General features: G+C 67.0%; 21 protein-coding genes. 5 read left to right on the top strand and 16 right to left on the bottom strand.

The genetic code is table 11. The features are described from left to right. Window positions 1-40 precede the first annotated feature (40 nt). Window positions 41-898 (bottom strand): SRPBCC domain-containing protein, encoded by an 858-nt coding sequence (locus tag N2K99_RS05980; protein ID WP_227934599.1) that lies wholly within the window; start codon window positions 896-898, stop codon window positions 41-43. Window positions 899-1,065: 167 nt separating this feature from the next. Here N2K99_RS05980 and N2K99_RS05975 point away from each other — a divergent pair, with 167 nt between their 5' ends. Next, window positions 1,066-2,640: an HNH endonuclease signature motif containing protein gene (locus tag N2K99_RS05975; protein WP_227934598.1), complete on the top strand. Its 1,575-nt coding sequence runs from the start codon at window positions 1,066-1,068 to the stop codon at window positions 2,638-2,640. 111 nt (window positions 2,641-2,751) lie between these two features. On the opposite strand, the gene N2K99_RS05970 is transcribed toward N2K99_RS05975, so the two are convergent. From N2K99_RS05970 to argC, 9 genes are all read right to left on the bottom strand, one after another. After that, the gene (locus N2K99_RS05970; protein WP_227924566.1) at window positions 2,752-3,273 is read right to left on the bottom strand and encodes a pyridoxal 5'-phosphate synthase; all 522 of its coding nucleotides are present in this window, start codon (window positions 3,271-3,273) and stop codon (window positions 2,752-2,754) included. 123 nt (window positions 3,274-3,396) lie between these two features. After that, window positions 3,397-4,854, bottom strand: a complete 1,458-nt coding sequence (gene argH, locus N2K99_RS05965; protein WP_227924565.1) for an argininosuccinate lyase — start codon at window positions 4,852-4,854, stop codon at window positions 3,397-3,399. A gap of 4 nt (window positions 4,855-4,858) precedes the next feature. After that, entirely contained in the window at window positions 4,859-6,067 is a 1,209-nt protein-coding gene (locus N2K99_RS05960; protein WP_227934597.1) for an argininosuccinate synthase, read from the bottom strand. 97 nt (window positions 6,068-6,164) lie between these two features. Further along, window positions 6,165-6,701 carry an arginine repressor gene (locus tag N2K99_RS05955; protein WP_227924562.1) on the bottom strand — a complete coding sequence of 179 codons (537 nt, stop codon included), beginning with the start codon at window positions 6,699-6,701 and terminating at the stop codon, window positions 6,165-6,167. Further along, window positions 6,698-7,663 carry an ornithine carbamoyltransferase gene (gene argF / locus N2K99_RS05950; protein ID WP_227934596.1) on the bottom strand — a complete coding sequence of 322 codons (966 nt, stop codon included), beginning with the start codon at window positions 7,661-7,663 and terminating at the stop codon, window positions 6,698-6,700. Before argF ends, N2K99_RS05955 begins: the two co-directional genes overlap by 4 nt. Then, on the bottom strand, window positions 7,660-8,991 hold the full coding sequence (locus N2K99_RS05945) for an acetylornithine transaminase (RefSeq protein ID WP_227934595.1): 1,332 nt from the start codon (window positions 8,989-8,991) through the stop codon (window positions 7,660-7,662). The genes argF and N2K99_RS05945 overlap by 4 nt, the downstream gene beginning before the upstream one ends. Further along, window positions 8,984-9,910 carry an acetylglutamate kinase gene (gene argB, locus N2K99_RS05940; RefSeq protein WP_227934594.1) on the bottom strand — a complete coding sequence of 309 codons (927 nt, stop codon included), beginning with the start codon at window positions 9,908-9,910 and terminating at the stop codon, window positions 8,984-8,986. Before argB ends, N2K99_RS05945 begins: the two co-directional genes overlap by 8 nt. 13 nt (window positions 9,911-9,923) lie before the next feature. Next, window positions 9,924-11,144 (bottom strand): bifunctional glutamate N-acetyltransferase/amino-acid acetyltransferase ArgJ, encoded by a 1,221-nt coding sequence (gene argJ, locus N2K99_RS05935; RefSeq protein ID WP_227934593.1) that lies wholly within the window; start codon window positions 11,142-11,144, stop codon window positions 9,924-9,926. Further along, the gene (gene argC / locus N2K99_RS05930; RefSeq protein ID WP_227934592.1) at window positions 11,144-12,175 is read right to left on the bottom strand and encodes an N-acetyl-gamma-glutamyl-phosphate reductase; all 1,032 of its coding nucleotides are present in this window, start codon (window positions 12,173-12,175) and stop codon (window positions 11,144-11,146) included. Before argC ends, argJ begins: the two co-directional genes overlap by 1 nt. Window positions 12,176-12,282: 107 nt before the next feature. Here argC and N2K99_RS05925 point away from each other — a divergent pair, with 107 nt between their 5' ends. Continuing rightward, entirely contained in the window at window positions 12,283-13,245 is a 963-nt protein-coding gene (locus N2K99_RS05925; protein ID WP_227934591.1) for a quinone oxidoreductase, read from the top strand. A 61-nt stretch (window positions 13,246-13,306) separates the two neighbouring features. Here the strand turns inward: N2K99_RS05925 and N2K99_RS05920 are convergent, their stop codons facing one another. From N2K99_RS05920 to pheS, 3 genes are all read right to left on the bottom strand, one after another. Further along, entirely contained in the window at window positions 13,307-13,918 is a 612-nt protein-coding gene (locus tag N2K99_RS05920) for an HAD family phosphatase (protein WP_227924545.1), read from the bottom strand. Window positions 13,919-14,068: 150 nt separating this feature from the next. After that, window positions 14,069-16,609, bottom strand: a complete 2,541-nt coding sequence (gene pheT, locus N2K99_RS05915; protein ID WP_227934590.1) for a phenylalanine--tRNA ligase subunit beta — start codon at window positions 16,607-16,609, stop codon at window positions 14,069-14,071. Continuing rightward, a complete protein-coding gene (pheS, locus tag N2K99_RS05910) occupies window positions 16,610-17,707 on the bottom strand; it encodes a phenylalanine--tRNA ligase subunit alpha (protein ID WP_227924542.1) in 1,098 nt (365 codons plus the stop codon). A gap of 103 nt (window positions 17,708-17,810) precedes the next feature. On the opposite strand from pheS, the gene N2K99_RS05905 reads away from it, so the two are divergent. Both N2K99_RS05905 and N2K99_RS05900 read left to right on the top strand, forming a co-directional pair. After that, window positions 17,811-18,320, top strand: a complete 510-nt coding sequence (locus N2K99_RS05905; protein WP_227934589.1) for a hypothetical protein — start codon at window positions 17,811-17,813, stop codon at window positions 18,318-18,320. Window positions 18,321-18,345: 25 nt separating this feature from the next. Beyond that, the gene (locus N2K99_RS05900) at window positions 18,346-19,578 is read left to right on the top strand and encodes an Rv2578c family radical SAM protein (RefSeq protein ID WP_227934588.1); all 1,233 of its coding nucleotides are present in this window, start codon (window positions 18,346-18,348) and stop codon (window positions 19,576-19,578) included. A 34-nt stretch (window positions 19,579-19,612) separates the two neighbouring features. Here the strand turns inward: N2K99_RS05900 and N2K99_RS05895 are convergent, their stop codons facing one another. Then, on the bottom strand, window positions 19,613-20,056 hold the full coding sequence (locus N2K99_RS05895) for a (deoxy)nucleoside triphosphate pyrophosphohydrolase (protein ID WP_308036470.1): 444 nt from the start codon (window positions 20,054-20,056) through the stop codon (window positions 19,613-19,615). Between the two features lie 246 nt (window positions 20,057-20,302). On the opposite strand from N2K99_RS05895, the gene N2K99_RS05890 reads away from it, so the two are divergent. Further along, complete coding sequence (locus tag N2K99_RS05890) at window positions 20,303-21,520, top strand: MFS transporter (protein WP_227934606.1); 1,218 nt, start codon at window positions 20,303-20,305, stop codon at window positions 21,518-21,520. Here the strand turns inward: N2K99_RS05890 and N2K99_RS05885 are convergent. Further along, window positions 21,453-22,400 carry a cation diffusion facilitator family transporter gene (locus N2K99_RS05885; RefSeq protein WP_227924537.1) on the bottom strand — a complete coding sequence of 316 codons (948 nt, stop codon included), beginning with the start codon at window positions 22,398-22,400 and terminating at the stop codon, window positions 21,453-21,455. The two genes, N2K99_RS05890 and N2K99_RS05885, sit on opposite strands and share 68 nt — an antisense overlap. Before the next feature lie 143 nt (window positions 22,401-22,543). Then, window positions 22,544-23,479 carry an RNA methyltransferase gene (locus tag N2K99_RS05880; RefSeq protein ID WP_227934587.1) on the bottom strand — a complete coding sequence of 312 codons (936 nt, stop codon included), beginning with the start codon at window positions 23,477-23,479 and terminating at the stop codon, window positions 22,544-22,546. Between the last annotated feature and the right edge of the window lie 15 nt (window positions 23,480-23,494).

Below are 23,494 nucleotides of genomic sequence, written 5' to 3'. Positions count from 1 at the left end.
CGGTAGCAAGGTTCATTGGTGAGATTTTCCGTGCTGCTGCTCAGAAGCTCCCGGCAGAGGCTCCGTAGAACTCCTTCAGGGCCGCCAGCCTGCGCGAGCTGGGATGCCAGGGGTTTCCGGCAACGTGGTCGCCGGCGGCGTCCAGTGCCTGGTGCCACGCGGCGAGCAGGGCCGCTGCCTCGTCTGATCCGCCGTTTCCGCCGCCCAGCGGTTGCCGGACGACGACGCGGGTCCGGCCGCCGTCGTCCGTAATGTCAACGGAGGCCTCCGCACCGATGCCGAGTTCCGACGTCGCACGGTCCAGTGCGCTGCCGACATCGCCGGCGGGTGCGTTGAACCAGCGTTCGAAGACGATCCCGGCGGCATCCACTTGACCCATCGTGGGCGAGACGTCGAATTCCTCCGCGTACGCGTCGCGGAGGGCCTGCCACTGGTCCATGGACGCGCGGGCAGGTTCCCGGCCCGCGGCGACGTCGTCGAACACGTCCAGGATCCCCTGCCACCCCGCGGCGCCTTCGGTGAGGAAATCCGCACTGGGCTCATGCGTGCGGAACTGCAGCAATGAACCGTCGGGGGTTTCCAGCACCTGCCAGTCGAGGACGGATTCGTCCCCCAGCGGATCCTCCCAGGTGAACTGCAGGCTAAGTCCGGGGCTCATCTGCAGTACGGTTCCGGTGACCTCCGCGTTGCCCATGTCCAGCCGGTATTCCTTGCCGAGCTGCCAGCCGGGAGTCACTGTGCCGAGCCACTGGGCCACCTTGTCCCCGTTGGTCAACACCTCCCAGATGTAGCCCGCGGGAAAATCGAACCGGCGCTCAAAGACCAGGGTGTAGCCGTCGGGGCGGCGCTCGATTCTTCCGGTGGGAACCGGCGTTTCGACGGGGTTGGACTCGGTCATGGCGCGTCCTCCTGGGGTTCTTCCAAGGGTAGCTTCGGCGGGGGCGCCACCGGGAGGGTCGGGTAGGTAGTCGAAGCGAAAAGACGGGTATCCGGGGTGTCCGGTCCCGCGGTGATCCGGCAGGTTTTCGGGCCGGAAATGTCGGTGCGGGCTGAAAGCCTTGGGGTATGGAGAAGCACGGAGACGAAACGGGCGGCGGGGTCGGCGGCGGAGTCGCTGCCGGGGTGTTTTATGCCAGGCCCAAGAACCCGGAACGCCGGACCAGGTTCCCGGACGGGTTCACCGGCACCTTGGCCCTGCAGAACCCTGCCCGCCTGAACGAGGAAGCCACGTCGGCCGTCCTTCAGCGCCTGCACACGCTGGACGCCTGGCGGTACGCCCAGCAGGCACGCAGCCTGCAGCGTCTGCACGAACACGTCCGGGATGCCTGCACCACCCCGGGGAAAGCGGGTGCGGGACACAGCGCGGACCATTCGCAGGTGTTCAGCCTGACCGTCACGGAGGCCCAGACCCTGCTGTGCCTCTCCCACCAGGCAGCCGCCCGGCTGCTGGCCGACGCCTTGGACCTCTGCACCGGGTTCACGGCTACCCTCAGCGCCCTGGAAGCCGGCAATCTGACCTGCCGGCAGGCCGGAACCATCCTGGACCAATGCCGGTTCCTGGACGGAGCCGAGCAAACCCGTTTCGAGACGGACCTGCTCGCCCGCGCACCCGGACATACAGACGCGCAGTTCACCCGGACCGCGGTAGGGCTGCGAGAACGCCTGCACCCCGAAACCCTCATCCCCCGCCACCGCAAAGCCCTGGAGGCACGGAAGGTCTGGTTCGAAGCCCGTCCCGACGGGATGGCGGAACTCGGCGCCTACCTCGCCGCCGAACAGGGACAGCTGATCTACGGTGCCCTGACCACTGCGGCCCGCGGCGAACAGGCCGCCGGAGACCCCCGCAGCGTCGGCCAGCTCCGCGCCGACATTCTGACTTCGTTACTGACCGGCGCACCGGTTACCAGGCACGACGCGCCGGACCCGCCTACACCGCAGGCACCGCAGGCACGGCAGGCACCGCAGGCACCGCACCGGCGACGGGCAGGACACGGCCGTCCGGTCAGCGAACCGACGCCACCCGGTACCGGCGCCGGTGCACGAACCGAGGTTATGGTGCTGGTCAACGCCGACACCCTTCTGGGCCTGGACGATCAGCCCGCGGAGCTCAACGGCTACGGACCCATCAGTGCCGAAACCGCCCGCAGGCTGGCCGAAAACGCCACCCACCTCACCGGCCTCGTGCAGGATCGGGCCACCGGGGACATCCTCGGTGTCGGGAAACGGCGCTGGATCCCACCCGGCCTGAGGCGCTGGCTCCAGGCGCGCGACGGAACGTGCCGCTTCCCCGGATGCGACACCCCCGCGGCGGGACACACCACCACCGAAATCGACCACACCCTGCCGTGGGCAAACGGCGGACCAACCACGCATACGAACCTCTCCCACTTGTGCCGGAAACACCACCGGTTCAAGACCCTCGGCCACTGGAAAGCACACCAATCCACCGACGGACCGAGCTCCGGGATCCTGGAATGGACCTCACCGCTCGGCCGGACCTACCAGACCTCACCCCAGCTCCGCCTGCGCGTCACCGGCCACGAGCCTCCTGACCGCCGGGCGGAACCACCACCCCACGAGGCGCCTCCCCACCGAGACGCCGCCCCACGAAACCCCGCCGCACGAGAGAGCGCACTTTGAGACGCCGCCGCACAAGACGCCGCCGTTCTAACGCCGGAACGGAATGTCTCCTGCGATTCGGCTGCCGGCTTGGAGCCGCGGAGCCACTGGAGTCACTGGAGTCACGGAGCCTCAGAAGACCATCCGATGCCGGATGTGATGCCGGTCGGCACGTGCCTGCCAGAATTCGATTTCCCGCGGCTTCAGCGCATACAGCTGCCACTGCGGGTTCGAGCTCCCGTCCGATGCCGGCCTGGCATCCCAGTCGGCGGCCGATGCTTGCCGGGAGAGTTCCACTACGGCTCCGGCAACGCGAATCTGGCGGCCGAGTTCCGGCCAGTAGAAGTTCATTGCAGCATTCGGGTTCTCGGCCAGTTCTCCGCCTTTGCGCGAGGTACGGGCAGTGGCAAACTGCCAGCCGCCGTCGTCGTCGATGTCCTTGAGGATGAGCATCCGGGAGGAGACGTGCCCGCCTCCGTCGGCCGTGGCAAGGGAAAACGCGTGCGGCTGCCGCACCCCGGCGGCCAGCGCACCGGAAAGCCACTCGCGGAAAAGTTCCGCGGGGTCCTGCGGCCCGGCAGAGGGATCGAAGTCGGGAAGATTCACGGGAAAGTCCGGAAGGGCACGCAGCCGGGCCCGGAAGGAATCAGTCATGCCGCCCAGCGTAGCCGTGTGCCGTGCCGCCTGCCCGCCCGCCTGCCCCTTAGCCCGGCACCGAAAAAGAAACGGACCCCGGGGAGGTGCACTCCATCGGGGTCCGTCTCTGGTCGCGCAGAATCAGCCTACGTAACCGCGCACCTCGCCGATCTGGCGGATCAGCTCCGCCAGTTGCAGCTCGACAGCGGACCGGGCAGTACCGCCCTGGGAGCTGCGGCTGTCCAGCGAGCCTTCGGTGCTGAGCACGGTGCGCACCTCGGGCGTCAGGTGCGGAGAGATTCCGGCATAGTCTTCATCGGTCAGGTCCCAGAGTTCGACGCCGCGCCCCTCGGCCAGCTGCACAGCGGCTCCGGAGAGCTCATGCGCCTCTCGGAAGGGCACGCCCTGGCGGACCAGCCACTCGGCAATGTCGGTGGCCAGGGCAAAGCCCTGCGGCGCCAGCGACTGCATCCGCTCGGTGTTGAACTTCAGGGTGGCGATCATCCCGGACACCGCCGGAAGCAGTACCTCGAGGGTATCGGCAGCATCGAAGACCGGTTCCTTGTCTTCCTGCAGGTCACGGTTGTAGGCCAGCGGAAGGCCCTTCAGCGTGGCCAGCAGCCCGGCAAGGTCGCCGATCAGCCGTCCGGCCTTGCCGCGGGCAAGTTCGGCAACGTCCGGATTCTTCTTCTGCGGCATGATCGAGGACCCGGTGGAGTAGGCGTCATCGAGCGTGATGAAGGAGAACTCCTTCGTGGCCCAGATGATGATCTCTTCGCTGACCCGGGACAGGTCAACGCCGATCATGGCGGCAACCCAGGAGAACTCGGCGTAGACATCTCGGGAAGCAGTTCCGTCAATGGAGTTCCAGACAGCGGAATCGAAGCCCAGGTCCTCCGCCACGGCGTTCGGGTCAAGGCCCAGCGAGGAGCCGGCCAGGGCACCGGAACCGTAGGGAGAGACTGCCGCACGCTTATCCCAGTCGGCCAGCCGCTGCACATCGCGCAGCAGGGACCAGGCGTGCGCCAGCAGGTGGTGGCTGAGCAGGATGGGCTGGGCATGCTGCAGATGGGTGCGTCCGGGCATCGCCACGCCGAGGTGGTCCTGCGCCTGGCCCACCAGTGCGTCGATGACGGACAGCACGCCGGCGCCGATGATGCGGGCGTGGTCCCGTAGATACATCCGCCCCAACGTGGCGATCTGGTCATTGCGGGACCGGCCTGCGCGCAGCTTTCCGCCCAGCTGGGTTCCCGCCCGCTCAATCAATCCGCGTTCCAGTGAACCGTGGACATCCTCGTCGGACTCCGCCGGCACATACGCACCCGACTTCACATCGGCGTCGAGCTGGTCCAGGGCTGCAAGCATCCCCTCCAACTCGCCGTCGTCGAGCAGGCCGGCCTTGTGCAGCACGCGTGCGTGGGCACGCGAGCCGGCAATGTCGTAGCCGGCAAGCCGCCAGTCGAAGTGGGTGGATTTGCTCAGCTCGGCAAGGGCGTCTGCCGGGCCGCCGGCGAACCGGCCGCCCCACAGGGCACCTTGGACGGTTGAACCGGAGGTCCCGGTACCCGCTGCTTCTTCTGGCGACTTGCCGTCTGTCATGTGCTTACTTACCTTCTGCTAGGCGCTGGTCGCGGCCGGAGGCCACCTTGGAGGACATCCCGAACAGCTCGATGAAGCCACGGGCCATGGACTGGTCGAAGCTGTCGCCGGTGTCGTAGGTGGCCAGGTTGAAGTCATACAGGGATGACTCGGAGCGGCGTCCCGTAACCACCGGGCGGCCGGCGTCGAGGGTCATGCGGATGTCGCCGGAAACGTACTGCTGGGTGTCGCCGATGAAGGCGTCCAGGGACTGCTTCAGCGGGGAGAACCACTGGCCGTCGTAGACCAGCTCGGTCCAGCGCTGGCCGACCGTCTTCTTGAAGCGGGCCTGTTCGCGCTCCACCGTGACGTTTTCCAGCTCGCGGTGCGCAGCCATCAGCGCCATGGCGCCGGGGGCTTCGTAGATTTCGCGGCTCTTGATGCCCACGAGGCGGTCTTCGACAATGTCGATCCGGCCGATGCCCTGGGCGCCGGCGCGGCGGTTCATTTCCTCGATGGCCTGCAGCGGGGTGACCGGCTTGCCGTCAATCGCGACCGGCACGCCTTCCTTGAAGGTGATGACGACTTCATCCGGGGCGGAAGCCGACGCCGGATCGGAGGTGTACTCGTACACGTCCGGGGTGGGGCCGTTCCAGATGTCTTCGAGGAAGCCGGTCTCCACGGCACGTCCCCAGACGTTGGCGTCAATGGAGAACGGGTTCTTCTTGGTGGTGACGATCGGCAGGTTCTTCTCCCCGGCAAAGGCGATGGCCTTGTCGCGGGTCAGGGCCAGGTCGCGGACCGGTGCGATGCACTTCAGGTCCGGGCCCAGGGTCTGGATGCCGACTTCAAAGCGCACCTGGTCATTGCCCTTGCCGGTGCAGCCGTGGGAGACGGTGGTGGCACCGAACTGGCGGGCAGCAGCCACCAGGTGCTTCACGATGACGGGACGCGAGAGTGCCGACACCAGCGGGTAGGCATCCATGTACAGGGCGTTGGCCTTCAACGCCGGCATGCAGTACTCAGTGGCGAATTCCTCGCGGGCATCGGCAACGTAGGCTTCCACGGCGCCGCAGTCCAGGGCTCGCTGGCGCACGGTTTCCAGGGACTCGCCGCCCTGTCCTACATCTACGGCAACGGCAATAACTTCAGCGCCGGTTGCCTCGGCAATCCAGCCGATGGCTACTGACGTATCCAGGCCACCGGAATAGGCCAGAACAATACGTTCGCTCACGGATTTCGCTCCTCTTGCATTGGTTGCGGCCCGTACGGGGCCGCTGGTTGGTTCAGGATGAAAGTCTTGGGTTGTGGTGCAGCGGGCCGGGACCTGGTTACAGGATCCGGCTTTCGGGTGCGGAGCCGTTGTTGCTGGCTTCGTCGGCGATCCGCAGGAAACGGGCCGCGAGGTCGGGGCCGCCCTCGGGGTCCCGGGTCACCATCATCACCGTGTCGTCGCCGGCGATGGTGCCCAGTACCGACGGCAGCACGGAATGGTCGATGGCCAGCGCCAGGAAGTTCGCGGCTCCGGGCGGAGTCCGCAGCACCACGATATTCGCAGACGCCTCGGCGGTAACCAGCAGTTCACCGCAGAGCCGGGCCAGCCGTGCATCCAGCACTTCCTGCGTGACTCCGGATTTAGGCGCCCGTTCCCCGCCCTCGGACGGAACGGCATACACCAGGGCACCGTCCTTGCCGCGCATGCGCACGGCACCGAGTTCCACCAGGTCGCGGGAAAGCGTCGCCTGCGTAACCTGCACGCCGTCGTCGGCCAACAGTGCCGCGAGCTCGGCCTGGGAACGGATGGAAAGACCCGTCAGGAGGGTGCGGATGCGCGCCTGGCGCGCCGTCTTCGTTGCCGGCATGGTCATGCCCGTGCCTCCGGAATTCCAGTGAGGCCGGACTGCGCCATGAGCCAGACCATCAGGGCCTTCTGCGCATGCAGCCGGTTTTCCGCTTCGTCCCAGACCACCGACTGCGGTCCGTCGAGCACATCGGCGGAGATTTCGTAGCCGCGGTAGGCGGGCAGGCAGTGGAGCACGACGGCGTCGTCCGCCGCCTGCGCCATCGCGTCGGCGTCCACGGCGTAGCTGCGGAACAGCTCCTGCCGGGCGGCCTTTTCGGCTTCCTGCCCCATGGACACCCAGGTGTCGGTGGCGACGACGTCGGCACCGTCCACCGCTTCGACGGCGTCGGTAGTGATGGTCACCGAGCCGCCGGTCTCCTCGGCACGGGCCGCAGCGGCGTCGACAATCCGCGGATCGGGCAGGTAGCCCAGAGGGCCGGCCACCCGGACGTGCATTCCGGCTGTCACGCCGGCGAGCAGGTAGGAGTTGGCCATGTTGTTGGCGCAGTCACCGAGGTAGGCCAGCGTGAGGCCGGCGAGCCTGCCCTTGTGCTCGCGGATGGTCATCAGGTCCGCCAGGAGCTGGCACGGGTGGTAGTCGTCCGACAGCGCGTTGATGACCGGAACCGAGGAGTTGGCAGCCATTTCCTCCAGGCCGGCCTGTGCGTAGGTCCGCCAGACGATGGTGGAAACCATGCGTTCCAGCACCTTGGTGGTGTCCGCGACGCTCTCCTTATGTCCCAGCTGGGACTCCCCCGCGCCGATGATCAGCGGAACGCCGCCCAGATCGGAGATGCCGGCCGCAAAGGACACCCGGGTCCGGGTGGAGGTCTTGTCGAAGATGACGGCCACAGTCTTGCGGCCGGTGGATTCGCCGGCGAACGGCTGGTGTTTGTAGCGGTCCTTCTTGAGCGCATCGGCCAGATCCAGGACTTCGGCCTGTTCCGCCTGCGTGAGGTCGGTGTCGACCAGGAAATGACGGGTCATGGTTTTCCTTCAGTGGTTGTGCCGGTGGCACCGGGTACGGAGTCTGGGGTGGTCGCGGCGGCGGGAACGGAAGCGGAAGCGGCACCCGTGTCCGAGGCACCACCAGCGGCCGCTCGCAGGATACCCGGCAGTGCGTCCAGGAAGGTGCAGGCCTGCTCCGAAGTCAGGATCAGCGGCGGGGCCAGCCGCAGCGTTCCCGGGCCGGTGCTGTTGATGATGAAACCCGCTTCCAGAGCGGCCGCGACCATGGCGGGAGCAACGTCGTCGACCAGGTCGATACCGATGAGGAGGCCCTCCCCGCGCACCTCGGCCACGAAATCCAGAGCTGCGAGTTCCCGGCGCAGGTAGTCCCCGGTGCTGCGCACATTGGCCAGCACCGATTCCAGCACGGACAGGGTAGCCAGGGCTGCAGCGGCAGCCACGGGATTCCCGCCGAACGTGGTTCCGTGCATTCCGGCCGCCAGCAACCCGGAGGTCCGCTCGCCGAAGGTGATCATGGCGCCGACGGGGAAGCCGCCGCCGAGTCCCTTGGCCAGGGTCATGGCATCCGGAAGGACGCCTTCGGAGGCGAACCATTTGCCCGTACGGCCGATGCCGGTCTGCACTTCGTCAATGACCAGCAGCGCGCCTGCAGCGCGAGTGGCCTCGCGGGCGGCCTGCAGGTAGCCCGGGGGAAGCATCCGTACTCCTGCCTCGCCCTGGATCGGTTCCAGGAAAACAGCGGCTACGGTCTCATCTACTGCGCCCAGCAGTGCGTCGATGTCCCCGAACGGAAGGTGCTCCACTCCCCCGGGCAACGGTTCGAAGGGTTCCCGGTAGGCAGGTTTTGCCGTGAGGGCCAGCGCTCCCATGGTCCTGCCGTGGAAAGCTCCTTCGAGCGCCAGGATCCGGGTGCGTCCGGCAGCGGGGTCGGAGTTCCGCCGGGCCAGCTTGAAGGCTGCCTCGTTGGCTTCGGCACCGGAGTTCGCAAAGAACACCTTCGAACCCTGCGGAGCGTCGGCAAGCGCCAGCAGCCGTTCGGCCAGCTCCACCTGCGGAAGGCTGGTGAAGAAGTTGGACACGTGGCCGAGGGTGGCAAGCTGATCGGACACCGCTGCCACGAGTGCCGGATGGGCGTGGCCCAGGGAGTTGACGGCAATGCCGCCCAGCAGGTCGAGGTACTGCTTCCCGTCGGCGTCTTCCACATAGCAGCCGCTGCCGCGGACAAGCACCCGCTGCGGAGCACCGAAGACGCCCATCAGGGAGGAGCCGTAGCGGTTCAGCCATTCCTCCTGCGTGCCTTGGGCTGCCGTTCCGGGCGTTGCGCCCCGGGTATCCGGGTTATGCATCTTTGTCCTCCGGTACTACCTGGGTGCCGATTCCGGCTTCGGTGAAGATTTCCAGCAGCATGGAGTGCGCCATCCGGCCGTCCACTACTGCGGCGCGGTCAACGCCGCCGTCTACGGCGGCGAGGCATGCCTGCATCTTGGGGATCATGCCCGCTTCGAGGCCGGGCAGCATGGCCCGCAGTTCCCCGGCTGTCAGGGAGGAGATCAGCGAGGACTTGTCCGGCCAATCTCCGTAGAGGCCCTCCACGTCCGTGAGGACCACCAGCCGCGACGCGCCGAGGGCTACGGCCAGGGCAGAGGCGGCCGTATCGGCGTTGACGTTGAGCACCTGTCCGGTGGGGCCGCCGTCGGCATCCACCTCCGGTGCCACAGTGCTGATCACCGGGATCCGTCCGGCGGCAATGATGTCCAGGATCGCGCCGGGGTTGACCCCCGTCACTTCCCCGACCAGGCCGAGGTCCAGTTCTTCTCCGTCCACCACGATGCCGGTCCGTACGGCCTCCAGCAGGCCGCCGTCCTCGCCGGACAGTCCGACGGCGTAGGGACCGTGCGCGTTAACGAGGCCTACGAGCTCGCGGCCCACCTGGCCGGTCAGGACCATGCGCACCGCGTCCATCGCCTCGGGAGTAGTCACCCGCAGCCCGCCGCGGAATTCGGAGGCGATACCGAGCCGGTCCAGCATGGCGCTGATCTGCGGGCCGCCGCCGTGGACAACCACCGGGTGCACGCCGGCGTGGTGGAGGAACACGATGTCCTCGGCAAAGGCCCGTCGAAGGTCGTCGTTAACCATGGCGTTGCCGCCGTATTTGATGACCATGGTGGTGCCCGCGAAGCGCTGGATCCAGGGCAGTGCTTCGATCAGCGTTGCCGCTTTGTCCTGTGCCCGCAGCCGTTCGCCGGCCGCTGCTGGTGTGATCATGCCTGTCCCCCGGTTAGCTGCTGTACGCAGAGTTCTCATGGACGTAGTCCGTGGTGAGATCGTTCGTCCAGATCGTGGCGCTTTCCGTACCCGCGTGCAGGTCGATTTCCACGCTGACCGCACGCGGTGCCAGGTCCACGTTCTCCCGGGGGTCTCCGATGCCGCCGTTCCGGCAGACCTGCACGCCGTTGATGGTGACGTCGATCCGGTCCGGTTCGAATGCTGCATCGGTGGTTCCGACCGCGGACAGCACCCGGCCCCAGTTCGGATCGTTGCCGAAGATGGCTGTCTTGAACAGATTGGAGCGGGCGACGGCGCGGGCAGCGGTTTCCGCGTCGGCCACCGTGGCGGCATTGACCGTGGTGATGGCGATGTCGTGGCTGGCGCCTTCGGCATCGGTGATCAGCTGCTGCGCGAGCGAGAAGCAGACCTCCGTGAGTCCGCCGGCGAATTCCCCTGCTTCAGGTGCCGCACCTGAGGCGCCGGAGGCCATCAGGATCACGGTGTCGTTGGTGGACATGCAGCCGTCCGAATCGGTCCGGTCGAAGGTCACAGCGGTTGCGGCCCGCAGCGCCGAGTCCAGGGCGGGTGCCGGGAGATCCGCGTCGGTCGTCAGGACCACCAGCATTGTGGCGAGTCCGGGCGCGAGCATTCCGGCTCCCTTGGCCATGCCGCCGATGCGGTAGGTCCGGCCCGCGCTGTCCGTGCCGGTGAAGACTGCCTGCTTGGCGACGCTGTCAGTGGTCATGATGGCATGCGCCGCGTCTGCGCCTGCGTCGGCGGACAGGAGCCCGGCTGCCGCTTCGATGCCCGGAAGCAGTTTGTCCATCGGCAGCTGGACGCCGATCAGGCCGGTGGAGCAGACAAGCACGTCGGAAGCGCTGAGCCCCAGGAGTTCCGCGGTCTTTTCAGCGGTGGTGTGGGTGTTCCGGAATCCCTCGCTGCCGGTGCAGGCGTTGGCGCCGCCGGAGTTCAGGATGACGGCGTCTGCCCGTCCATCGGACACTGCCTGCCGGGACCACAGCACCGGAGCGGCTGTGATGCGGTTACGGGTGAAGACGGCCGCGGCAGCCTTCGACGGACCGTCGTTGACGACCAGGGCGACGTCGCGTCCCCCGGAATCCTTCAGGCCTGCGGCCACGCCCGCGACACGGAAACCCGCCGGGGCGGTGATGCCGGTGATGGGTCCAGTGGTGCTTTCGGTGGTCGCACTGGTCGTTGATTCGGCGCTCATTACGGTGCCACTCCCTGCTGGGTCAGTCCCGCGGTTTCATCCAGACCGAGGGCAATATTCATGGACTGCACGGCGCCGCCGGCTGTTCCCTTGTTGAGGTTGTCAATGACGCAGCTGACAATCACCCGGTTCGCGTGGGCGTCGTAGGCGAGCTGCATCACGGCGTAGTTGGAGCCGACCACCATCTTGGTGGCGGGCCACTGGCCTTCCGGCAGCACCCGGACGAAATGTTCCGACGCGTATGCCTGTTCCCACGCTGTGCGCAGGGCCGCAGGGTCGACGCCGGGGCGGACCTTCGCGGTGGCGGTGGTAAGGATGCCGCGGGCCATCGGAGCAAGCGTGGGCGTGAAGGACACGGACACGGGCTCTCCGGCGGCGGCGGACAGGCCCTGTTCGATTTCAGGGGTGTGCCGGTGGGTGCCGCCCACACCGTAGGGGCTCATGCCGCCCAGGACTTCCGAGCCCAGCAGGTGGGGCTTGGCGGCCTTGCCGGCGCCCGAGGTGCCGGAGGCCGACACGATGACGACGTCCTGCGGCTCCAGCAGGCCGGCGGCAAAGCCGGGTGTCAGTGCGAGCAGGGAACTTGTCGGGTAGCAGCCGGGGACGGCAATCCGGCGGGCGCCCTTGAGCCGGTCACGGTGTCCGGGCAGTTCGGGCAGTCCGTAGGGCCAGGTACCCGCGTGCGGAGAACCGTAGAACTTTTCCCACGCGATGGGATCTTCGAGCCGGTGGTCGGCACCGGCGTCGATCACCAGCGTGTCTGGATCCAGCTGGGCGGCAATCCCCGCGCTGGCACCGTGCGGCAGGGCGAGGAAAACGACGTCGTGTCCCGCCAGCGTCTCGACGGTGGTGTCCGCCAGCACCCGGTCGGCGAGGGAATGCAGGTGCGGCTGCAGCTCCCCCAGCCGGCTGCCGGCATTGCTGTGGGCCGTGATGGCACCAATGGAAACCTCCGGGTGGCCGGCCAGCAGGCGCAGCACTTCGCCCCCGGCATAGCCGCTGGCGCCCGAGACTGCTACGGAAATCGTCATGTCCCCACCCTACAGCACACTTATGCACTGTCTCCAATATTTATGCAAACCGTATGATGGGGACCATATCGAGCCAGTACGTTCCAGCCAGCAAAAGAGGCCATGCCATGCACAAAGCCATTGTCGTCCCGCAGCCGGGCGGACCGGAAATCCTGCGCTATGAAGACGTTGACCTGCCGCAGCCCGGCCCGCGGCAGGTGCTGGTCAAGGTCGCCGCAACCGGCGTGAACTTCATCGACACCTATAAGCGCAGTGGCATTTATCCGATGTCATATCCCTTCATACCCGGTTCGGAAGCCGCTGGGACCGTGGTGTCCGCAGGGCTTGAATCCGGCTTCCGGGAGGGTGACCGGGTAGCCACGGCAGAAGGTGGCGGGGCCTATGCGCAGTACATGCTGTTGGACGCGGACGTGGCGCTGCCGGTGCCCGCGGGCATCCGGGATGACACCGCTGCGGCACTGCTGCTGCAGGGTATTACCGCGCATTACCTGTGCAACTCCACGTTTCCGGTGCAGGAAGGACAGACGGCGCTGGTGCATGCCGGTGCCGGCGGCGTCGGACTGCTGCTGATCCAATTGCTCAAGGCCAAGGGCGCGACGGTGATCACCACCGTGTCCACCGAGGAGAAGGAGCTCCTGGCCGAAGGCGCCGGGGCCGACCATGTACTGCGCTATGACGGTTTCACCGGTCAGGTGCGTGCCCTCACCGGCGGGCAGGGAGTGGACGTGGTTTACGACGGCGTCGGGCAGGCCACCTTCGACGGCTCGCTCGCCAGCCTGCGCACCCGGGGCATGATGGTGCTCTTCGGCGCTGCCTCCGGGCAGGTCCCGCCGTTCGACATCCAGCGGCTGAACTCCTCCGGTTCCCTGTTCCTGACCCGGCCCACGATTGCGCATTACCTGCTCACACCCGAAGAACGCCGGTGGCGGGCCCGGGAACTGTTTGACGCGGTTCTGGCCGGCAAGCTGGACGTGCGGATCGGACAGACCTATCCGCTGGCCGAGGCCTCCCGTGCGCACGCTGACCTTGAAGGACGGAAGACCACCGGAAAGGTACTACTGGTTCCGTAAGCCGGAAGCGGCTCCGCCAAGTGCAGCCGGCCCGTCCCGGTGCTGCCGGCGGAGCCCGCTCTTACCGGCCACGCCCGGCAAGCTCGGCCCGAAGGTCCGTCCCGCTGGTGTGGAGCACCGTGTGGAACCCCATGGCCCGAGCCGTCGAAATGTTCTGCAGGTTGTCGTCGATAAAGACGATGCCCTCCGGCGCAGCACCAAGGCCGGCAACCACCCGGTCGAAGATCCGCCGGTCCGGCTTCACCAGGCCCATCTGCCCGCTGAAGTACAGCTTGGAGAAATACTGCGCCCAGGACGATTCGGTGGAATACCGCCGCGACATGCCCGCCGGCATGTTGGAGAGCAGGGCAAGGTTGGCGCCGTCGCTGTGCAGCGTCTGCAATACCTCCACTGTCCGGGGATTCAGATGGGACCACTGCGCGGCGTCCAGTTCCTCCAAGGTTTCCACCTCTGCCGGGACCGGATCCCGGCCAAGCACGCTTCCCCAGTACTGCGCCGGGGTCAGCCGGCCGGCGTCGAAGTCTTCGCGCCTTTCCCAATACGGGCTCGTTCCGGCCGCCAGCTCCCGGAGGCCGGTGGCCTGTTCCAGCAACCGCCAGTCCTCCGGGGCGGGGGCGGTGGAAATCACCATGCCGTAGTCGAAGAGGTACCAGTGCGGGCCGGAGGATGTCATCGCCACAGCTTAGCGAACGGTCCGGAGTGCGGCAGCTGTGTTCAGTTCCCGCCGGAATCCGGCAGGGCTTACCCAAACGGCAGGGCTTAAACGCAGCAGGCCCCGCCGGATAACGACATCCGGCGGAGCCTGCTGGTTGGTTGGATAACCCTAGCGCTGAACGGCACCGAACCGTTCGGCGGCCAGCGAGACGGCTGCGGCACGGGCCTCGGAGGCTTCGTCCGCGGTCAGGGTACGGTCCGGCGCGCGGAAGCGCAGCGCGAACGCGAGCGACTTGTGCCCGGGCTCAATGCCCTGCCCTGCGTAGACGTCGAACAGGGACACATCTTCGAGCAGTTCCCCGGCTCCTTCGCGCAGTGCCTCGCGGACCTGCTCGGCGGGAACGTCCTCTGCCACCACCAGCGCCACGTCCTGCGTGGAAATGGGGAAGCTGGAAATCGGACGGGCAACGATGACGTCGGGGGCGGCGTCGAAAATCGCATCCACGTTCAGTTCCGCAGCCACCGTGCGGGCAGGCATGTCCCGTGCGGCCAGGAGCTTGGGGTGCAGTTCGCCGGCGTAGCCCACGGTCTCGCCGCTGCGCAGTGCGATGCGTGCGGTGCGGCCGGGGTGGAACGCCTGGTGGGTGCCCTGTTCCACCACGAGTTCCACGCCGAGGACGTCGCCCATCAACCGGGCGTAATCGACGGCGTCGGCCCAGTCCCAGGCGCGGGGCGTGTTGCCGGCACCGGGAGCGGACTCATGGCCGGCCAGCAGGACGCCCACATGCAGCGGCTGGTCGGGAATTCCGGCGTAGAGCTCGTCCAGGACTTCCTCGGACGGCTTGGCACCCAGCGGCGGGATGCTCTCCGTGCCCAGGTGCTCGCCGGGCAGGAAGACCGTGCCCGATTCGAACAGTGCCAGATCCCGGAAGCCGCGGGACATGTTGCGCTTGGCAACCTCGAACAGGCCGGGCAGCACCGAGGTGCGCAGGTAGCCGTACTCGGCGCTGAGCGGATTGGCCAGCTTCAGGGCCGGGCGGGTGCCCGGTTCCGGAGCACCGAAGGTGTTGTTGTCCACCTCGGTCACGAACGGGTAGGCCAATACCTCCGTAAGGCCGGCTGCTGCAAGTGACTGCATGAGCCGGCGGCGCTGCTGCTGCAGGCGGGTCAGGCCGCGCCCGGGAGGGGCGACCGGCAGGGTGGACGGAATCTTGTCATAGCCCACCAGTCGGATGATTTCCTCAGTGAGGTCCTCGCGCGTCTCCAGGTCCGGGCGCCAGCTCGGCGGCGTCACCAGGTAGCCGTCGTCGGTCTTCTCGACCGTAGCGCCCAGGTCCTCCAGCGTCCCGGTGATCTGGGACTCGGTGAAGTCCAGGCCGATCAGCTGGGCCGGGAACTGTGCGGGCAGTTCGATACGCCGCGGCGCGGGGGCCGAGCCGACGTCGGTAATGGACTCATCGGCCGTGCCGCCGGCGAGTTCCACCAGCAGGTCCACCGCACGCTGCGCGGCGACGTCGGCAACGTTCCAGTCCACGCCGCGTTCGAAGCGCTTGGACGCTTCGGAGGGCAGCCGGTGCCGGCGGCGGGAGCGGGCAATGCTGACTTCCTCGAAGTGGGCGGCTTCGATCAGGACATTCTGCGTTCCGTCGGCAACCTCGGTGGCAGCTCCGCCCATCACGCCGGCGATGCCGATGGCACCGGTTCCGTCAGTGATCAGCAGGTCCTCCGGGGAAAGCCGGCGTTCCTTCTCGTCCAAGGTCTTCAGGGTTTCGCCCTCGGCGGCGCGGCGGACCACGATCTCGCCGGTGAGCTTATCCAGGTCGTAGAAGTGCAGCGGCTGGCCGAGTTCGAGCATCACGTAGTTGGAAATGTCGACTACCAGCGAGATCGACCGCATGCCCGCCAGGCGCAGGCGCGAGGACATCCACGGCGGGGTGGGCCGGGAGGTATCGACGCCGCGGACGGTCCGGGCCACGAACCGGTCGCAGCCGGGCTTGCCGTAAATGGGCGCGGCGTCGTCGAGCCGCACCGGGTAGCCGTTGCCGTCTGCCTGCGGAACAACGACGGCGGCAGCCGGGTCGGTGAACTTGGTGCCCGTGGCGTGGGCGTATTCACGCGCGGCGCCGCGGATGGAGAAAACGTAGCCGCGGTCCGGAGTGACGTTGATTTCCGCCGCCTGGTCGTACAGGCCGAGCAGTTCCATCGCGTCCGTGCCCACCTCGGGGTCCAGCCCCAGGGTGGAGAGCACCAGGATGCCGTCATGGTCCTCGCCGATGCCGAGTTCACGCACGGAGGCAATCATGCCGGCCGAGACGTGGCCGTAGGTCTTGCGCGGGCTGATGCGGAAGTCTCCGGGCAGCACGGCACCGGGCAGGGTGACAACAACCTTGTCCCCTACCTTGAAGTTGTGCGCGCCGCAGACAATGCCCTGCACGCCGGAGGGCTCGATGCCCTTGCCGGTCAGGGGCTGCTCGGCACCTTCCGGCACCACACGGACCGTGCACCAGTTGATGGTCTTGCCGTTGCTCTGTGGCTCCGGCTCCATGCTGAGCACCTGGCCCACCACGATCGGACCCTGCAGGTCATCGGTGGGACGGTGGACGTCTTCTTCTTCCAGACCAACGCGCACGAGGTCTTCCATCACGTCTTCGGCGGTTGCGTCCGCCGGCACCTGGGCATACTCGCGCAGCCAGGAAAGTGGGATTCTCACTTAGATCTCCATCCCGAAGTGTTCGCTGAAACGTACGTCGCCTTCAATCATTTCGTGCATGTCCGAAACCTCGTTGCGGAACATGAGGGCACGGTCAATGCCCATGCCGAAGGCAAAACCTGAATAGACCTCGGGGTCGATCCCGGCGGCGCGGAGCACGTTGGGGTTGACCATTCCGCAGCCGCCCCATTCGATCCAGCGCGGGCCGCCCTTGGCGCCCGGGTGCCAGATGTCCAGCTCGGCGCTGGGTTCGGTGAAGGGGAAGTAGTTCGGCCGCAGCCGGACCTTCGCTTCATCGCCGAAAAGAACACGCGTGAAGTGCTCCAGGGTGCCGACCAGGTCAGCCATGGTCAGGCCCTTGTCGATGGCCAGGCCTTCGAACTGGTGGAAGACCGGGGTGTGCGTGGCGTCCAGCTCGTCGGTGCGGAACACCTTGCCGGGGCAGAGCACGTAGATCGGCAGGTCGCGCTCAAGCATGGAGCGGACCTGTACCGGGGAGGTGTGCGTACGCATAACCAGGTGCGCCTCGGGCGGTTCCACGAAGAAGGTGTCCTGCATTTCGCGGGCCGGGTGGTCCGGCTTGAAGTTCAGCGCGTCGAAGTTGAACCACTCGGATTCCACTTCGGGGCCTTCCGCGATTTCCCAGCCCATGCCGACGAACACATCCGCCACCCGGTCCTGCAGGGTGGAGATGGGATGCCGGCCGCCGATGTGCCGGCGGCGGGGAGCTGCGGTGACGTCCACGGCCTCTTCGACGAGGATCCGGGCGTCGCGCTCCGCTTCGAGCTCAACGGTGCGGGCGGCGAGCGCGGAGTTGATCCGGCCGCGGGCGGGGCCCACGAGTTTGCCGGCGGCGGCCTTCTGGTCCTTGGGGAGCTTGCCGATGGTCCGGTTCGCTCCGCTCAGCGGCGACTTCTCGCCGGTGACGGCAATCCGGACTTCCTTGAGCTCACTCAGGTCCGCGGCCGCGGCAATGGCGGCGAGCGCCTGCTCGACGGCGGCGGCTATGGCGGCTTCATCCAGCGGATTCGGCGGCTCGGGCTGGGTGCCCTCAGGGGAAGTATCTGGGGAACCGGTCCCCGGTGTGGAGTTAGACATGTACTGTTCTTACCTGTTTCCGGCCCTAGTTGGGTTCTGGCTTATCATTGCAAGTCTAGTAGACGCCCCCGACCGGGCCGTCATACTGCCGCTGGGAGGTTCCATGCCGTCCGTACCGATCGTTCTCCGACCGCGCGCAGTCTCTATCCGCCGCTGGATCAATCTGCTGAATCTCTCCACCCCTGCGGGTGTGCTGCTGGCGCGTGCCACCGGGTGCAGCATCACCCCGGGGCCGCAGAAGATCACCCTCGCCGAGGGCTATCCGCTGCCACTCCCCCGTGCGGCCGCGTTCACCGTCGGCAACGTGGTCCTCTACCGTTCCTCCTCGGCCCGCCGCATCCACGCGCCGGACAGTCCGCTGCTGCGCCACGAGACGCGCCACAGCACGCAGTATGCCCTCCTGGGTCCGTTCTTCCTGCCCGCGTACTCTGCGGCTGCGGCCCTCTCGCGCATGATTGCCGGGGATCCGGCGTCGGCGAATCCGTTTGAACGGCTGGCCGGACTGCGCGACGGCGGGTACCGGCCGAACCCCGGAAGGCCGCGGCGGCGCCCCCGGACCCGCGTTTCCCCGGCAGTCCGACATCGCCGCCCGCCCAGCGGCACTACCCCCTGATTCGAACATATGTTCTAATAATGGGATGAGGTGGCAAGGTCAGGAACTGAAGGCATCACCCGCGAAGGGCAACGAACCCGGAACCGCCCAAGGGGAGCCCGGGCCGGCTACGGCATCCGGTTCGCTCCAGGCCGCTTCGGCAGTGCCCCCTGCGGGAGGGACTGCAGAAACTCCCGGTGCAGCAACGTCCCCTGCAGGACCACCCCTTGCAGCGCTGCCGCTTACAGCGCTGCCGCTTACCGCAGTTTCGGGCACCACGGATCCGCTCATCCCGCTGCAGGGCCTGGTCCGCTCCGTGCGTACGCCGGACTTTGCGGGCGTGACCTTCCACGAGGTCGTGGCCAAGTCGGTGCTCAACAAGGTGGGCGGCGGCTCTAATATGCCCTTCGAATGGACCGTCAATCCGTACCGCGGCTGCAGCCATGCCTGTGTTTACTGCTTCGCCCGCAAGACCCACACCTACCTGGATATGGACAGCGGCGCCGATTTCGACAGCCAGCTGGTGGTCAAGGTCAATGCTGCCGAAGTCCTGCAGCGGGAACTCGCACGGCCCTCCTGGCAGCACCACCATGTGGCCATGGGCACCAATACGGACCCGTACCAGCGGGCCGAGGGCCGCTACCAGCTCATGCCCGGCATCATCCGCGCCCTGGCGGACAGCGGCACGCCTTTCTCCATCCTGACGAAGGGCACCCTGCTGGCCCGCGATATCCCGCTCCTGAAGGAGGCCTCCGGGCAGACCGAAATCGGCATGGGTATTTCGCTGGCACTGGTGGACCCCGAACTGGCTAAGCGGGCGGAACCGGGAACGCCCACACCCCGTGCGCGGCTGGAGCTGATCAGCCGGCTGCGGGATGCCGGACTCCCCTGTTCGGTCATGGCCATGCCGATCCTGCCCTGGCTGACCGACGGCGACGAATCCCTCGATGCCCTGTTCTCCGCGCTCTCATCGGCCGGCGCCACGGGGGTCACGGCGGGTGCGCTGCATCTGCGGCCCGGTGCCCGCGAGTGGTACCTCGAGTTCATTGCCCGGCACTACCCGCAGCTCTCCGGCAAATACGCTGACCTGTACGGCAAGGGAACGTATGCGTCGAAGGAATACCGGGACTGGCTGGCCGGGCGGATCCGGTTCTTCAAGGCCAAGTACGGTTTCACCGGCGGGGCACGGTTCCTGCGGCCCGCCGGCACCCAGGCCACCCGCGCCGTGACCGGGAAGGAAACCGCCACCGCGGCCCCGGCCCAGGACGCCCTGTTCTAGCACGTTCCCGGACAGCCCTGGCGCGCCACCGCGGCTAAGCCGCAGTAACAGCCTCCAGCAGCGCGGTGACAATCGGCAGGTCCGCCGGTATCCAGGCGAGGCCCATCAGTGCCTCTGCGTTGAGGTCAACCCAGCGGAGCTCGCTGTGGTCTTCGAGGGGCTCGGCTGTTCCTTCGGTGATCTCGGCGAACCAGACCCGCATGGCAGCGACGTCGTTCAGCCTCCACCCTTCGTCCAGCGGCCCGGTGATTTCAGCACCCAACTGCACCCGGATGCCCAGCTCTTCGGCGAGTTCTCGGTGCAGGGCCTCCGTGCAGCTTTCCCCGGGTTCCACTTTTCCGCCCGGGAACTCCCACAACCCGGCAAGCGTTTCCGGGGCGCTCCGGCGGGCCGCCAATATCCGGGAAGGCTGCCGGAGGCTGTCCACCAGCGCACCGCCCACAACCTGTTTAGTGATTTGCGTTGATTCAATGGCCACGAAAGAAGTCTATGCGGACGCTCGGTACGGTCAGGCCGCCTGTGCCTGCTCAGCCGGGATGATCCGTCCGCACAGGTCTACACCGGGGGTGCCCCTGCACTAGGCTGGAGGAGACGAAGCCGTCCCGGCGTCCGGCAGGAGCATTTTTCCTGCTCATTGACCGTGAGCGCCGTCCGCAGCGGCCCAGCCGCATCCCCCACCTTGTGAAAGCGAAGCATGTCCCGGAGCAGTACCGCGCCCATTTCCATGTCCAGCCAGGGCTCACACCGCCGCACTTCTGCCGCCAAGGCCATAGTTGCCCTGGCCGTGGGAGGATTTGCCATCGGCACCACCGAATTCAGCATCATGGGCCTGCTGCAGGAGATGGTCGAAGACCTCGACATTTCCGTTCCCGCGGGCGGCCACGTCATTTCGGCCTATGCCCTCGGCGTGGTGGTCGGCGCCCCCGTGCTTGCGGCTCTCGGCGCACGTGTGCCGCGGAAAATGCTGGTGCTGGGCCTGATGCTCTTCTTCGCCCTGAGCAACTTGTCTTCGTTCTTTGCCGCAGATTATTCCTGGCTGCTTTTTACCCGGTTCCTGTCCGGCCTGCCCCACGGCGCATTCTTCGGCGTGGCAGCGGTCATTGCTGCTTCGCTGGTCGCTCCGACGCGGCGGGCCTGGGCCATCTCAATGGTCATGCTGGGCCTGAGCATCGCCAACGTGGTGGGTGTGCCGTTTGCTACCTGGCTGGGCCAGCAGGCCGGGTGGCGGTGGATGTTCGTCCTGGTCGCGGCCATCGGGCTCCTGACGGTCGCCATGGTCGCCCGTTTCGTCCCGTATCAGCCGACCCTTGCCGGGGCGAGCATCAAGAGTGAGCTCAGTGCCCTCGGGCGCGCCCAGGTCTGGCTGGCCCTCTTGGTGGGCACCGTCGGGTTCGGCGGATTCTTCGCGGTGTATTCGTACATCGCGCCGACCATGACTGAAGTGGCAGGCATCTCCGAGAATGTGCTGCCCGTCGTCGTCGGGCTCTATGGTGTGGGCCAGGTGATCGGCAACGTGGCCGGCGGACGGCTGGCCGACATCAACGTCATGGGCAGCATCTACGCGATCCTGGGCGGCACGGTGGTAATCCTGCTGGCCTACGCGTGGGCAGTGCAGTACGCGGTGACTGCGATGGTGCTGGTCTTCCTGGTGGGGCTGATCGGGTCAATGCTGACGCCGCCCCTGCAGACGAGGCTGCTGGATGTTTCGCCGGGCGCCGAGTCGCTTGCATCGTCACTGAACCATGCGGCCCTGAACCTGGCCAATGCGCTGGGTGCCCTGCTGGGCGGCGTCGTGATCGCCTGGGGCTGGGGGTACCGCTCCCCCGCTGTGGTGGGAGCGGTACTCGCCCTGCTTGGTTTGGCTATTGCGCTGATCAGCGGGTCACTTGACCGGCGTCCTGCGCGTTCTTCGAAGCGAATACATCAGGTTCCAGGTAAATAGCGGTAGCGATCGGTACCGCGGCACGGATCCGTGCTTCGGCGGCGTTGATGCCGTCGGCAATTTCCTGGCCGGTGTCGCTCTTGGCCATGGTGATCTTCGCGGCCACGAGAAGTTCCTCCGGACCCAGATGCAGGGTCTTGAGGTGGATGATCCGCGTATCGGGATCTTCCTGGAGGGCCGCTTCGATCCTGCGGACGTCGTCCTGCGTTGCAGACTCACCGAGCAGCAGGGACTTCGTCTCCATGCCCAGGATTACGGCAATAACCACCAGCAGCACGCCGATCATGGCCGTGCCCAGCGCATCCCACATGCCGTTGTGGGTCACCAGGGTCATGGTCACACCGAACAGGGCGAAGATCAGGCCGAGGAGGGCGCCCAGGTCTTCGAGCAGGACAACCGGCAGTTCCGGTGCCTTGGCCGTACGCACGAACTGCTTCCAGCTCTGCTTGCCGCGCGTATGGTTCGATTCCCTGATGGCCGTGCGGAAGGAGAACGCTTCGGCAATGATCGCACCGACGAGCACTGCCAGCGGTACCCACCACCAGCGGCCTTCGATCGGGTGCGGATCCTGCCACTTGTGGTACGCCTCGTAGAGGGCGAAGAGGCCGCCGACGCTGAAGAGGACGATGGAGACGATGAACGCGTAAACGTAGCGTTCACGGCCGTAGCCGAAGGGGTGCTCGGGGCTGGCCTGGCGCCGTGCGCGTTTGCCGCCCACGAGCAGCAGGGCCTGGTTGCCGGAGTCGGCAACCGAGTGGATAGCCTCCGCGAGCATGGAGGATGAACGCGTTAAGGCGAAGGCAATGAACTTCATGACCGCAATGGCCAAGTTGGCGCTCAGTGCCGCGATAATCGCCTTATTACCGCCGCTGGCAGACATATAAGACCCGTTTCGCTTTGTACGTGGATTGGCTGGTTCAGCTGTCTGGAAACAACTGTTACCAATACGCTACATGGGAGAAGGGACAGCCATGCGCCGGTGCACAACCGCTGCCGGTTAGCCGCCGGGTTTACCTGTTCTGCTTACCTGTTCTGCGCGCGGGCCGAGGCGTAGAGGCAGACGGTTGCCGCGGTCCCGACGTTCAGGCTTTCTGCCCGGCCGTAGAGCGGGACGGCCACGCGGTGGTCGGCTGCGGCCAGTTCTGCATCGGACAGGCCCTGGGCTTCGTTACCGAACAGCCAGGCTGTGGGCTGCTCGAGCTGTGGAAGGGCGGCCTCCGCGGCTCCGTCCGCCCCGTCGGGGCCGGAACTGCCGGTCTCCGCGGCGCCGCCGAAGCGGCGCACCGCACTGAGGTCCTGGAGCCGGTCAAGATTGACGTTGCCGTAGCCGTCGGCTGCCAGCACCGTGACGCCTGCGGTATGCAGGGCGTGGACGACGTCGCCGAAGTCGGCGCCGGTCACCACCGGCAGGTGAAAGAGTGACCCCGCGGTGGAACGCACCGCTTTGGGGTTGTAGATGTCCACGCTGGACGCCGTAAGCACTACGGCGTCGGCACCGGCGGAATCCGCTGCCCGCAGCACGGTGCCCGCATTGCCGGGGTCCCGCACCTCGCACAACACGGCAACGAGCTTCGCACCTGAGGCGAGGACTTCCTCGAGCGTGGTGGTGGAGGTGTGGCAGACCGCCACGATGCCCTGCGGGGAAACGGTGTCGGCCATGGCGGCCAGGACTTCGTCCGTGGCCAGGCGGAGCGTCACGCCAGAGGCCAGATCCGCCAGCTCGGGCAGACGATCCAGGCAGGCCTCGGTGGCATAGACCTCGTGGACGACGGCGGGGCCGCCGTCGACCGCGGCCGCACGGTGCGCGGAAAGCGCCTCCCGTACGGCCTGCGGCCCTTCGGCCAGGAAACTGCCGGATTTTAAGCGCGAAGAGCGCCCGGCAAGCTTCGCTACATCACGGACCCGATCGGCTCGGGGATTGGACATAAGCGGTGCCTGCGGGCGCCCTTCAAGGTTCATCGGCTTTTAGGAACC

Source organism: Arthrobacter sp. zg-Y1110 (assembly GCF_025244865.1).
Classification (GTDB): domain Bacteria; phylum Actinomycetota; class Actinomycetes; order Actinomycetales; family Micrococcaceae; genus Arthrobacter_B.
This window is presented reverse-complemented; position numbering and strand designations above follow the sequence as displayed.

Excerpts from the sequence above, each read along its gene's own strand:
- N2K99_RS05980 (WP_227934599.1), bottom strand. The coding sequence starts at position 898 with ATGACCGAGTCCAACCCCGTCGAAACGCCGGTTCCCACCGGAAGAATC.
- N2K99_RS05975 (WP_227934598.1), top strand. The coding sequence starts at position 1,066 with ATGGAGAAGCACGGAGACGAAACGGGCGGCGGGGTCGGCGGCGGAGTC.
- N2K99_RS05970 (WP_227924566.1), bottom strand. The coding sequence starts at position 3,273 with ATGACTGATTCCTTCCGGGCCCGGCTGCGTGCCCTTCCGGACTTTCCC.
- argH (WP_227924565.1), bottom strand. The coding sequence starts at position 4,854 with ATGACAGACGGCAAGTCGCCAGAAGAAGCAGCGGGTACCGGGACCTCC.
- N2K99_RS05955 (WP_227924562.1), bottom strand. The coding sequence starts at position 6,701 with ATGACCATGCCGGCAACGAAGACGGCGCGCCAGGCGCGCATCCGCACC.
- argF (WP_227934596.1), bottom strand. The coding sequence starts at position 7,663 with ATGACCCGTCATTTCCTGGTCGACACCGACCTCACGCAGGCGGAACAG.
- N2K99_RS05945 (WP_227934595.1), bottom strand. The coding sequence starts at position 8,991 with ATGCATAACCCGGATACCCGGGGCGCAACGCCCGGAACGGCAGCCCAA.
- argB (WP_227934594.1), bottom strand. The coding sequence starts at position 9,910 with ATGATCACACCAGCAGCGGCCGGCGAACGGCTGCGGGCACAGGACAAA.
- argJ (WP_227934593.1), bottom strand. The coding sequence starts at position 11,144 with ATGAGCGCCGAATCAACGACCAGTGCGACCACCGAAAGCACCACTGGA.
- argC (WP_227934592.1), bottom strand. The coding sequence starts at position 12,175 with ATGACGATTTCCGTAGCAGTCTCGGGCGCCAGCGGCTATGCCGGGGGC.
- N2K99_RS05925 (WP_227934591.1), top strand. The coding sequence starts at position 12,283 with ATGCACAAAGCCATTGTCGTCCCGCAGCCGGGCGGACCGGAAATCCTG.
- N2K99_RS05920 (WP_227924545.1), bottom strand. The coding sequence starts at position 13,918 with ATGACATCCTCCGGCCCGCACTGGTACCTCTTCGACTACGGCATGGTG.
- pheS (WP_227924542.1), bottom strand. The coding sequence starts at position 17,707 with ATGTCTAACTCCACACCGGGGACCGGTTCCCCAGATACTTCCCCTGAG.
- N2K99_RS05905 (WP_227934589.1), top strand. The coding sequence starts at position 17,811 with ATGCCGTCCGTACCGATCGTTCTCCGACCGCGCGCAGTCTCTATCCGC.
- N2K99_RS05900 (WP_227934588.1), top strand. The coding sequence starts at position 18,346 with ATGAGGTGGCAAGGTCAGGAACTGAAGGCATCACCCGCGAAGGGCAAC.
- N2K99_RS05890 (WP_227934606.1), top strand. The coding sequence starts at position 20,303 with ATGTCCAGCCAGGGCTCACACCGCCGCACTTCTGCCGCCAAGGCCATA.
- N2K99_RS05885 (WP_227924537.1), bottom strand. The coding sequence starts at position 22,400 with ATGTCTGCCAGCGGCGGTAATAAGGCGATTATCGCGGCACTGAGCGCC.
- N2K99_RS05880 (WP_227934587.1), bottom strand. The coding sequence starts at position 23,479 with ATGAACCTTGAAGGGCGCCCGCAGGCACCGCTTATGTCCAATCCCCGA.